Source organism: Citrobacter sp. wls757, assembly GCF_005280935.1.
GTDB classification, from domain to species: Bacteria; Pseudomonadota; Gammaproteobacteria; order Enterobacterales; family Enterobacteriaceae; genus Citrobacter; species Citrobacter portucalensis.
Window position 1 is genome coordinate 87,551 of the sequence record NZ_SZWU01000014.1, and the last position, 11,150, is coordinate 98,700.

Sequence of the window (11,150 nt, forward strand, 5' to 3'; positions counted from 1 at the left end):
CGCGTTGGAGTAGCGTTCGGTTTCCGGCATCCAGCGCTCTATCAGTGCCACGGCCTGTTGCGGATAACGTTCGTGAATATGGCGGGCAATGCGCTGAACTTCCGGGATAATCGCCTGATCGCGCAGTAAATCTGCGACCTTGAATTCTGCCGTTCCGGTCTGGCGAGTACCTAACAGCTCGCCGGGGCCGCGAATCTCTAAATCTTTTTGCGCAATTACGAACCCGTCGTTGCTGTCTCGCAGAACCTGCAGGCGTTTCTGCGCGGTTTTAGACAGCGGTGATTTGTAGAGCAGAACGCAGTGGGAAGCCACCGCGCCACGGCCTACGCGACCACGCAACTGGTGCAACTGGGCCAGACCTAAGCGTTCCGGGTTTTCAATAATCATCAGGCTGGCGTTTGGCACGTCCACGCCCACTTCAATCACCGTGGTGGCAACCAGCAGATGCAGTTCACCCTGCTTAAAGGCCGCCATTACTGACTGCTTCTCGGCGGGCTTCATGCGCCCATGTACCAGGCCAATATTGAGTTCTGGCAGCGCCAGTTTAAGCTCTTCCCACGTCGCTTCTGCCGCCTGAGCTTCCAACAAGTCAGACTCTTCAATCAGCGTACAGACCCAGTATGCTTGACGTCCTTCGTGGGTACAGGCGTTGCGCACGCGATCAATGATATCGCTGCGGCGGGTATCCGGAATGGCGACCGTAGTGACCGGCGTACGCCCCGGAGGGAGTTCGTCAATGACCGACGTGTCGAGGTCAGCATAGGCCGTCATCGCCAGGGTACGTGGAATCGGCGTGGCGGTCATGATTAGCTGGTGTGGATGGAAACCCTGCTGCTGACCTTTTTCCCACAGCGCCAGGCGCTGATGAACGCCGAAGCGGTGCTGTTCGTCGATGATAACCAGCGCCAGCCCGCTGAACTGCACCTGTTCCTGGAAAATCGCGTGCGTGCCGACAATCATCTGCACCTGACCGCTGGCGATAGCTTCCTGTTGCGCCAGACGCGCTTTACCTTTCTGCTTGCCCGCCAGCCAGCCCACTTCAACGCCCAGTGGCGCGAACCAGTTGCGGAAGTTACTTGCATGTTGTTCAGCCAATAGTTCGGTAGGAGCCATTAGCGCAACCTGCTTACCATGTGCGATAGCCCGCAGCGCGGCCAGCGCGGCAACCAGCGTTTTACCGGAGCCGACATCACCCTGCACCAGGCGCATCATCGGCACATCCAGTGCCATATCGCGTTCAATCTCAGCGGTAACACGGGCCTGTGCGCCAGTAGGTTTGAACGGCAATGCAGCCAGCAGCTTATCTTTTAGCGCGTTGTTAGCACTTAACGGCTGGGCGTGAAAACGCTGTGCCCCGGCGCGTAGTGCCAGCATGCTGAGATTATGTGCCAGCAGTTCTTCGAGAATCAGACGTCGCTGCGCCGGATGTTGTCCGGTTTCCAGATCGCTGAGTTGCAGCGAAGGTGGGGGGCGGTGCAATGTGCGCAGTGCTTCGGGTAGGCTCATCATGCCCTGTAACAGCTCTGGCGGCAGCAGTTCGGCAATGGCGCAGGTATCGAGCAGATCCAGTGCCTGATCGGTCAGCTTGCGCAGCGTGGCCTGCTTCACACCTTCGGTGGTTGGATATACTGGTGTGAGTGTTTCCTGCAATTCTGGCGTGCTGAGATCGCCTTGTACGCGGTATTCCGGGTGAATCATCTCTGCGCCGTATTTCCCGCGTTTGGCTTCGCCGTAGGCCAGTACCCTACGCCCGGTAGCAAGGCTGTTTTTCATCGCTGCGCTGAAGTTGAAAAAGCGCATGGTGAGAATCCCCGAGCCATCGCTGATTTGACAGGTCATCATCCGGCGGCCGCCGAAGGTAATATTGCAGTTCAGCACTTCGCCTTCAACGGTGGCATAGACACCCGGCAGCAGTTCGCCAATTGGGTACAGATGGGTACGGTCTTCGTAACGCAGAGGGAGGTGGAGCAGGAGGTCCTGCACGGTGTGCAGGCCAATTTTCGCCAGTTTACTGCTTTGCGCTGCGCCAACGCCGGTCAGAGAGTTGAGTGGGATGGCATCCAGTAAACGGCCTTTCATCGCGTTTATCTCGCAGATTGCATAGTGGCCCACCACGTTGCATCGGCTTCAATTTCGCCCTGCGTGTTTACGTGAGGGTAGGGAAGACCTTTGCGCTTAGCGACATTCGCCAGCACCGGATAACCGCCTTCAAACAGTAAGCGCTGCTGCTCTTCTTGTGGCAGCATGCTGTTTTCTCGTCGGTACATCCCCGCGTTTTGCCGCTGGCGCTGTGCTTCGTACAGAATCAGCGCGGAGGCGACAGAAACGTTCAGTGACTGCACCATGCCAGTCATGGGAATGATGATGTCCTGATCAGCCAGATCCAACGCTTCCTGAGTGATGCCGGTTTTCTCCTGGCCCATCAGGATGCAGGTGGGGCGCGTGTAATCAATCTCGCGAAAATCCACGGCTTTATCTGACAGATGGGTTGCCAGGACCTGCATGCCCCGGCTTTTTAAATGTGTGACCGCATCGCCAATGGTAAGGTGAGTTTTCACCTGCACCCAACTGTTGCTGCCTGCGGCAGAAGAGGCCATGGTGCGCATACGGCTACCCGGCCAGACGGCGTGGACTTCATGCACGCCAACCGCATCTGCAGTACGAATAATCGCAGAAACGTTATGAGGTTTGTGAACCTGCTCCATGCAGACGGTCAGATCGGGCTGACGACGTGCGAGCATCTCGCGGATACGTGCATAGCGCTGTTCATTCATAAGACTAGTTTCGGTTACGGGTGACTTTTATCACGTCCGGCATGACGCGGATTTTGCGCATGATATTCGCCAGGTGCACACGATCGCGAGCGGTCAGGCGAATAAAGGCGCTATAAACGCGGCCATCTTTCTCTTCCGTATTCAGACTTTGAATATTGGAGGTGGTCGTGTTGATTGCCGCCGTCAGGTTCGCCAGAGCACCCTGGTGGTTAAACATATCCACCTTAATCTCGGTGATGAATTCCTGCTCCGTCTCTTTATCCCATTCCACCGCCATAAACTTCTCTGGCTCTTTCTGGTAGCCACGAATATTACGGCAGGACTCATGGTGGATCACCAGACCTTTACCCGGACTGACGTGAGCAATGATTGGATCGCCTGGAATTGGACGACAGCATTTCGCGAAGGTGATCAGCACGCCGTCAGCGCCTTTGATCGGCAGATGACCATGGCCAGATTGTGCTGGTACGTTCGCTGTTGCTTCGCCCTGCTGGAGGTTTTTCGCTACCACCACGCTCATGGCGTTACCCAGACCGATTTCTGCGAGCAGATCGTCAAGCGTGGCGAGCTTCATACGCTCAAGCTCACGCTGGATGCTCTCTGGGGGGATCTCAGCCAATTTACGGCTACCGCCCAGGGCATGGTTGAGCAGTCGACGACCCAGACTGACGGAATCATCGCGCTTGAGGTTTTTCAACAGTTGGCGAATCTTGGCGCGCGCTTTCGAACTGACGACGAAGTTTAGCCACGCGGCATTCGGACGTGCGCCCGGCGCGGTGATAATCTCAACGGTCTGGCCGCTAAAGAGCGGTTGTGAAAGCGGGTAAGGCTGTCTGTCGACGCGCGCGCCGACGCAGGCGTGACCGATATCGGTATGCACAGCGTAGGCGAAGTCGACAGGCGTTGCACCAGCGGGCAGTTCGACAATGCGCCCTTCCGGTGTGAAAACATAAATCTCATCCGGGAAGAGATCAGATTTGACGCTTTCAATAAATTCAAACGAGCTACCGGCGCTCTGCTGCAGTTCCAGCAAGCTTTGCATCCAGCGCTGAGCGCGGATTTGCGCAGTGGTGCTGCTTTCGCCGCCGTGCTCTTTGTAAGCCCAGTGCGCTGCGACACCCATCTCTGCCATCTGGTCCATGTCTTCAGTACGAATCTGTACTTCAACCGGGACGCCATGAGGGCCGATCATTGAGGTGTGCAAAGACTGATATCCGTTCGCTTTCGGAATGGCGATATAGTCTTTCACGCGACCAGGGCGTGGTTTGTACAGGCTGTGCATCTGGCCGAGTACGCGATAGCAGGTATCGGAATCATGAACGATGACGCGAAATGCGTAGATATCCATGATGGAGTGAAAACGCTGCTCTTTGAGCACCATTTTGCAGTAAATAGAGTACAGGTGCTTCTCACGCCCGCTTACGCGACACGGAATACCTGCCTCCTGCAAACGCCCTTCGATTTCCGAGAGGATTTTTTGGATCATCTCTTTGCGGTTGCCGCGAGCGGCTTTAACCACTTCTTTAATCACGCGATAGCGGTTTGGGTACAGCGCTTCAAAACCCAGCTCTTCCAGCTCGGTTTTAATGTGATGAATACCTAAACGGTGTGCCAGCGGACTATAGATTTCGAGGGTTTCACGGGCGATGCGGCGACGTTTGTCCGGGCGTAATGAGCCCAGCGTGCGCATGTTGTGGGTGCGGTCGGCAAGTTTGATGAGAATGACGCGGATATCCTGCACCATCGCCATAATCATCTTGCGAAAGTTTTCAGCTTGCGCCTCTTTCTTATCGCGAAACTTAAGCTTATCAAGTTTCGATACCCCTTCTACCAGCTCTGCAACGCTTTTACCAAAAAGCTGTTCCATATCCTGATAGGTGGCTGGGGTATCTTCAATCACGTCATGCAGCAGCGCAGCCATCAGCGTTTCGTAGTCGAGTTTCATCTCGGCCAGAATGCAGGCTACCGCTACCGGGTGCGTGATATAGGGTTCACCGCTTGAACGTGTCTGGCCCTCGTGAGTGTCACGTGCAACGAGATACGCCTGCCGAAGACGCTTAATCTGGTCTTCCGGCAGGTAGTTTTGAATCAGTTGATTCAGGCTTTCAAACAGATACAAGGGCGACCCGCTTTGTGATTAACGACGACCTTCAGCAATAGCGGTAACGGCTTGTAATTCAGCGGCTTCCTGCTCTTGCTGTTCCTGGCGCTCACGCACGTCGAGGATCTGGTTGTTGATCAGACCTTCTTCGATTTCGCGCAGCGCGATAACGGTAGTTTTATCGTTTTCTTCCGGTACGAGCGGATCCTTTCCGCCTACCTGCATCTGACGAGCGCGACGCGCGGCGACCAGTACCAGGTCAAAACGGTTACCAATTTTCTCTACAGCGTCCTGAACAGTTACGCGTGCCATACTTAAAATGCTCCACAGGTGAAGAAATGACTGGGCATGATACTGAATGTGGGTTCAGTCTGCCAACAGTTTGCTGATTAAAGCGTCATGACGCTGCTTTTGGCGGCTCATGCGCAGACGTTCGGCGCGAATGATGGTTTTCAAATCGCCCAGGGCGGTGTCGAAATCATCATTCACAATAAGATAATCATATTCGGCGTAATGGCTCATTTCTGCAACAGCTTGCGCCATACGTTTCGCGATCACGTCTTCGCTATCCTGACCGCGGCCCCGCAGGCGGCGGTCCAGCTCAATCTTAGACGGTGGCAAAATAAAAATACTGCGCGCATGCGGCATTTTTTCACGAATTTGCTGCGCACCTTGCCAGTCGATATCTAAAAAGACGTCTACGCCGGATGCTAATACTTGCTCAATGGTTTCACGCGAGGTGCCGTAGTAATTACCGAAAACCTCCGCGTGTTCCAGGAACGCGTCTCTGCCAATCATGGTTCTGAATTCATCATGGTTCACAAAGAAATAGTGTTCACCGTGCACTTCCCCCGGGCGCGGTGCGCGCGTGGTGTGCGAAACAGAAACCTGGGTGTCATACAACGGTTGGGTCTTTAATAAAGCCTGAATCAGGCTGGATTTACCCGCGCCACTGGGGGCAGAAACAATATAAAGCGTGCCTTGAGCCATGAGTATCTTAATGTATGTGATTGTCGAAAGAGAGCCTACATACGGGCTTATTATACACGTAGCCGCTATGTGACGTAGCCCTTGTCACACTTTTTGCGCATGTTTATTGCGTTTTGCGTACCAGTTTCCTGTTTTATCGGTGATTTGCAGCAATACATGCAAATGTCCGGAAAGCTGTTCGCAGGATGAATTTTTGCCGCTCTGTTTCTATTTCACTTCGCGCTATACCTGCCGGGAAACGTATCGTTCAGCGGAGATAGCATGGGATTATGGAAATGCATAGGGCTGGTTTTACTGGTGTGGCATTTACCTGCGTGGGCGGTATGCCCCGTCTGGTCGCCTGCCAGGGCAAACGAGGAAATTTCACGACTACAGCAGCAGATTACACAGTGGAATGACAGTTACTGGAAACAAGGGGAAAGTGCCGTAGACGACGGCGTTTATGACCAGCTCAATGCGCAACTAATTCAATGGCAGCGCTGTTTTGGCGATGAAGTCCCACCAGATCTGTCTGTGCCCCCAATAAGTGGCACCGTCTCGCATCCAGTTCCCCACACGGGCGTTCGAAAACTTGCTGATAAGCAAGCGCTACAGCAATGGATGCTCGCTCGCAGCGATCTCTGGGTGCAACCGAAGGTGGATGGCGTGGCGGTGACGTTAGTCTATCGCAATGGCAATCTGGTACGGGCGATTAGCCGTGGTAATGGCCTGAAAGGCGAAGACTGGACGCAAAAGGTTCTGCAGATCCCTTCCGTACCACATTCCACCAAGGGGAAACTCGCTAACAGTACGTTGCAGGGTGAGATATTTTTGCAGCAAGAGGGGCATATTCAGAAGCAGAGAGGGGGAATGAACGCCCGCTCGAAGGTTGCTGGATTAATGATGCGCCAGGGCAATCCGGAAATGTTACGCTCGCTGGCAATTTTTATCTGGGCCTGGCCTGATGGTCCGGCGGTCATGCCTGAAAGACTGGAGCAGCTCACGGCTGCCGGGTTCAGTTACACGCAACGTTATACTCACGCCGTGAAGAATGCGGATGACGTCGAAAAGTTGCGCGCCAGGTGGTGGAGTTCAGCATTACCTTTTGTGACAGATGGTGTCGTGGTGCGAACGGCAAAAGAGCCACGGGCAAAGTATTGGCTACCCGGGCAGGGTGACTGGCTGGCGGCGTGGAAATATCCTCCCGTGACGAGGGTATCTGAGGTTACGGGTATTCAGTTCTCCGTTGGTAAAAGCGGGAAAATTGCGGTGGTTGCATTGCTGACTCCCGTCATGTTGGATGATAAACGCGTACAGCGCGTCAATATTGGCTCCGTCCGACGCTGGAATGAATGGGATATCGCGCCTGGCGATCAGATTCTGGTGAGCCTGGCCGGACAAGGGATACCCCGTATAGACGAGGTGGTCTGGCGCAGCACTCAGCGTACTAAGCCAATACCCCCCGAGGGGCGCTTCAATTCATTAACCTGTTTTTATGCTACAGCGGAGTGCCAGGAACAGTTTGTTGCCAGACTGGTCTGGCTGGGCGGCAAAGAGGTGCTGGGGCTGGAGGGGATCGGCGAGGCGGGATGGCGAGAGCTCAACCAGGTGTATCGCTTTGAACATATCTTTTCCTGGCTTGGGTTAACTCAGGAACAGTTAGAGTCTGCACTTGGTGTAATCAAAGGGGAGAAGCTGTGGCATCAGTTCAACCTGTCGCGCGATCTCCCGTTCACGCGCTGGGTGATTGCCATGGGAATACCGTTAACACAGGCAACGCTAAATGCCAGCCGGGATGGTTCGTGGCAGCAATTAAAAGAACGCGATGAACAAAGCTGGCGGCAGCTCCCTTCCATGGGGGAACGGCGGGCACGGCAGGTTATTCAATGGCTGGAGGATCGAGAGGTCACAGCGCTGAGCAACTGGTTAGCTGCTCAGCGGATCGCGGGTTTTATGCGTTAATGGCCTTCGTGACGATAGTAAAATACTGGCAGACCTAACTTCAGGCGCAGCGCCAGTAATCGGGCGGTAAAGCCGAAGAGCAGAGTAGAGATAACCACTACATCATGACTGGAGACATAATGCTGTAGCACGATGTACAACACAGCAGCGGCGAATGATACGCCAGCATACAGCTCTTTCTGGAACACTAACGGGATTCGTTTGCAGAACATGTCGCGTAATACGCCACCGAAGACGCCGGTCGTGACCGCAGCGACCACGGCGATAATCGGTCCATGACCCATATCCAGTGCCACCTGAGCACCGATAATAGAAAAGACCACCAGGCCTAGCGCATCCAGTACGAGGAATATTTTGCGCAGATAGGGCATGACGGGAGCAATAATGGTGGTGAGTACCGCAGCGGTCGCTACGATAATGACGTATTCAGGGTGCTTTACCCAGCCAAGCGGATAGTGGCCGAGAAGAATATCGCGTACCGATCCGCCGCCAATGGCCGTCGCGGTGGCAATGATAATGACGCCAAATGTATCCATACGACGACGCCCAGCAGCAAGCGCACCGGTCATGGCTTCGGCAGTAATACCAATTAAATATAAAACGTGTAACAGCATGTATTCCCCCTGATTTGCTGGGGGCTAAGGTTAACGATTTGTGCGCCTTGTCACGATTGAGATTTTCTAAGGTGAAGTGATTTTGATAACTACAGCTAATGCGAATTTGCTGAAAATGCGTGGTGATATGCGCTTTGTATTATGAGCTTCAATAAAGAATGATGAGAAAATATAATTCGAATTGAACAAGGGAGTATCAAAGCGTCGGGAAAAATACGTAGCCTCGCCATTTATTGACGGGCTACGTAGAATGGTTGCTTACTCGATGTTCTGAATTTGCTCGCGCATTTGCTCGATCAGTACCTTCAGTTCAATCGCGGAATTCGTCACTTCGGCATTGATAGACTTCGATGCCAGAGTGTTCGACTCACGGTTGAATTCCTGCATCATGAAGTCCAGACGACGGCCAACCGCCTCTTTTTTCTTCAGAATGTTGTAGGTTTCTTTGACGTGGGCTTCCAGACGATCTAATTCTTCTGCCACATCGATACGCTGCGCCATCAGCACCAGCTCTTGCTCAAGGCGGTTATTTTCCAGTTGCACCTGGGCGTCTTCCAGTTTGGCTACCAGACGCTCGCGCTGCCATTGCAGGATTTCTGGCATATGTGCACGCACTTTTGTGACTTCAGCACTGACGCCTTCCAGACGCTGCTCGATCAGCGCCTTCAGCGCCTGACCTTCGGTTTCACGCGCAACGATGAAGTCATCCAGCGTACCGTCAAGCGCGGCGAGGATTTCGGCGGCAATGGCGTCCAGATCCTGCTCCTGGGCAGCCATTACGCCTGGCCAGCGCAGGATATCAACCGGGTTGATTTCACCTTCATCGCTCTGCATTTTGACCCAGTTAGCAGAGCTAACGAGCTGTTTAGCGAGTTTTTCATTCAGAATCAGCTCGCCTTGCGCGCTGGCATCAGGCTCAAAACGCAGCGTACATTCGACTTTACCGCGCGTCAGACGCGTGCGAATACGTTCGCGAACAACGGGTTCGAGGCTACGGAACTGCTCCGGCAGGCGAAAATAAGTTTCCAGATAACGCTGGTTTACCGAGCGCATTTCCCAGGTGGCGCTACCCCATTCACCCTTGATTTCACGCCGGGCGTAGGCGGTCATGCTGCGGATCATAGACGTTCCTGTTTTTAAAGATGAGATGGGAGGATTATAGCCATCCGCGTCTTGTCAGGATAGGAATAACAGTCGGAAGTCCGTATAATGCGCAGCCACATTCGTTTCAAGCCGGAGATTTTATCATGCGTCCAGCAGGTCGTAGTGCCAATCAGGTGCGTCCCGTCACCCTGACCCGTAATTATACAAAACACGCTGAAGGCTCCGTGCTGGTCGAATTTGGTGATACCAAAGTGCTGTGTACCGCCTCTATTGATGAAGGCGTACCGCGTTTTCTGAAAGGTCAGGGCCAGGGCTGGATCACCGCAGAATATGGCATGCTGCCACGCGCTACGCACACCCGTAACGCCCGTGAAGCGGCAAAAGGTAAGCAGGGCGGTCGTACCATGGAAATCCAGCGTCTGATCGCCCGCGCGCTGCGCGCAGCTGTTGACCTGAAAACGCTCGGCGAATTCACAATTACGCTGGACTGCGATGTTATTCAGGCCGATGGCGGTACGCGCACCGCATCAATTACCGGCGCATGCGTTGCGTTGGCTGATGCGCTGAACAAGCTGGTGGCGAGCGGTAAGCTGAAAACTAACCCGATGAAAGGGATGGTCGCCGCGGTTTCCGTGGGCATTGTGAACGGTGAAGCACTCTGTGACCTTGAGTATGTTGAAGACTCTGCTGCTGAAACCGACATGAACGTAGTGATGACTGAGGACGGTCGCATTATAGAGGTTCAGGGTACGGCGGAAGGCGAACCGTTCAGCCATGAAGAACTTCTCACCCTACTGGCATTGGCCCGAGGGGGAATCGAATCCATTGTAGCGACGCAGAAGGCGGCGTTAGAAAATTGATTTTAAAGGCGACTGATGAGTCGCCTTTTTTTTGTCTGTAATAAAGTGAGATGAGGAGCGAATCCATGAAACCGTATCAGCGCCAGTTTATTGAGTTTGCGCTTAGCAAGCAGGTACTAAAGTTTGGCGAATTTACGCTGAAATCCGGGCGCAAAAGCCCCTATTTCTTCAACGCCGGGCTGTTTAATACCGGGCGCGACCTGGCACTGTTAGGCCGTTTTTATGCCGAAGCGCTGGTGGATTCCGGTATTGAGTTCGATTTGCTGTTTGGCCCTGCCTACAAAGGTATTCCGATTGCGACCACAACGGCCGTTGCGCTGGCGGAACACCACGATAAAGATTTGCCGTACTGCTTTAACCGTAAAGAGGCGAAGACCCACGGTGAAGGCGGGAATCTGGTCGGTAGCGCACTAGAGGGACGCGTGATGCTGGTGGATGATGTTATCACCGCAGGTACGGCGATTCGTGAGTCGATGGAGATTATCCAGGCGAATGGCGCCACTCTGGCGGGGGTACTGATTTCTCTCGATCGTCAGGAACGCGGTCGCGGCGAGATTTCCGCGATTCAGGAAGTGGAACGCGATTATGGCTGCAAGGTGATTTCTATCATTACCCTGAAAGATCTGATTGCGTATCTGGAAGAGAAACCAGAGATGGCGGAGCATCTGGTGGCAGTACGGACCTATCGCGAAGCGTACGGAGTTTAAGAACTGCCGGATGGCGCTGCGCTTGTCCGGCCTACGTAACCCCGTAGGCCGGACAAGAC

The 11,150-nt window shown here is 53.9% G+C and carries 10 protein-coding genes; 3 read left to right on the forward strand and 7 right to left on the reverse strand.

What is annotated here, in order from left to right; genetic code table 11:
- From recG to gmk, 5 genes are all read right to left on the reverse strand, one after another.
- Positions 1 to 2,079 (reverse strand): ATP-dependent DNA helicase RecG (gene recG / locus FDW94_RS01810; protein WP_137377046.1); only part of this gene is annotated, 2,079 nt, incomplete at its 3' end.
- 5 nt (positions 2,080 to 2,084) lie between these two features.
- Positions 2,085 to 2,774 carry a tRNA (guanosine(18)-2'-O)-methyltransferase TrmH gene (gene trmH / locus FDW94_RS01815; protein ID WP_032945382.1) on the reverse strand — a complete coding sequence of 230 codons (690 nt, stop codon included), beginning with the start codon at positions 2,772 to 2,774 and terminating at the stop codon, positions 2,085 to 2,087.
- 4 nt (positions 2,775 to 2,778) lie between these two features.
- A complete protein-coding gene (spoT, locus tag FDW94_RS01820) occupies positions 2,779 to 4,893 on the reverse strand; it encodes a bifunctional GTP diphosphokinase/guanosine-3',5'-bis pyrophosphate 3'-pyrophosphohydrolase (RefSeq protein ID WP_137377039.1) in 2,115 nt (704 codons plus the stop codon).
- Positions 4,894 to 4,911: 18 nt separating this feature from the next.
- On the reverse strand, positions 4,912 to 5,187 hold the full coding sequence (rpoZ, locus tag FDW94_RS01825; protein WP_000135058.1) for a DNA-directed RNA polymerase subunit omega: 276 nt from the start codon (positions 5,185 to 5,187) through the stop codon (positions 4,912 to 4,914).
- Positions 5,188 to 5,241: 54 nt separating this feature from the next.
- Positions 5,242 to 5,865 (reverse strand): guanylate kinase, encoded by a 624-nt coding sequence (gene gmk, locus FDW94_RS01830; RefSeq protein ID WP_003024042.1) that lies wholly within the window; start codon positions 5,863 to 5,865, stop codon positions 5,242 to 5,244.
- Positions 5,866 to 6,126: 261 nt separating this feature from the next.
- Between gmk and ligB the strand changes: the two genes are divergently transcribed.
- Positions 6,127 to 7,806 (forward strand): NAD-dependent DNA ligase LigB, encoded by a 1,680-nt coding sequence (gene ligB / locus FDW94_RS01835; RefSeq protein WP_137377040.1) that lies wholly within the window; start codon positions 6,127 to 6,129, stop codon positions 7,804 to 7,806.
- Here the strand turns inward: ligB and FDW94_RS01840 are convergent.
- Entirely contained in the window at positions 7,803 to 8,420 is a 618-nt protein-coding gene (locus FDW94_RS01840; protein WP_003024049.1) for a trimeric intracellular cation channel family protein, read from the reverse strand. The genes ligB and FDW94_RS01840 overlap by 4 nt on opposite strands.
- 258 nt (positions 8,421 to 8,678) lie before the next feature.
- Positions 8,679 to 9,542 carry a YicC/YloC family endoribonuclease gene (locus tag FDW94_RS01845; RefSeq protein ID WP_137377041.1) on the reverse strand — a complete coding sequence of 288 codons (864 nt, stop codon included), beginning with the start codon at positions 9,540 to 9,542 and terminating at the stop codon, positions 8,679 to 8,681.
- Between the two features lie 125 nt (positions 9,543 to 9,667).
- On the opposite strand from FDW94_RS01845, the gene rph reads away from it, so the two are divergent.
- A complete protein-coding gene (gene rph / locus FDW94_RS01850; RefSeq protein WP_003024054.1) occupies positions 9,668 to 10,384 on the forward strand; it encodes a ribonuclease PH in 717 nt (238 codons plus the stop codon).
- 65 nt (positions 10,385 to 10,449) lie between these two features.
- Positions 10,450 to 11,091, forward strand: coding sequence for an orotate phosphoribosyltransferase (gene pyrE, locus FDW94_RS01855; RefSeq protein WP_137377042.1), 642 nt, complete (start codon positions 10,450 to 10,452; stop codon positions 11,089 to 11,091).
- Positions 11,092 to 11,150 lie beyond the last annotated feature (59 nt).

Coding starts and splice junctions, on each gene's coding strand:
- trmH (WP_032945382.1), bottom strand. CDS start 2,774: ATGAATGAACAGCGCTATGCACGTATCCGCGAGATGCTCGCACGTCGT.
- rpoZ (WP_000135058.1), bottom strand. CDS start 5,187: ATGGCACGCGTAACTGTTCAGGACGCTGTAGAGAAAATTGGTAACCGT.
- gmk (WP_003024042.1), bottom strand. CDS start 5,865: ATGGCTCAAGGCACGCTTTATATTGTTTCTGCCCCCAGTGGCGCGGGT.
- ligB (WP_137377040.1), top strand. CDS start 6,127: ATGGGATTATGGAAATGCATAGGGCTGGTTTTACTGGTGTGGCATTTA.
- FDW94_RS01840 (WP_003024049.1), bottom strand. CDS start 8,420: ATGCTGTTACACGTTTTATATTTAATTGGTATTACTGCCGAAGCCATG.
- FDW94_RS01845 (WP_137377041.1), bottom strand. CDS start 9,542: ATGATCCGCAGCATGACCGCCTACGCCCGGCGTGAAATCAAGGGTGAA.
- rph (WP_003024054.1), top strand. CDS start 9,668: ATGCGTCCAGCAGGTCGTAGTGCCAATCAGGTGCGTCCCGTCACCCTG.
- pyrE (WP_137377042.1), top strand. CDS start 10,450: ATGAAACCGTATCAGCGCCAGTTTATTGAGTTTGCGCTTAGCAAGCAG.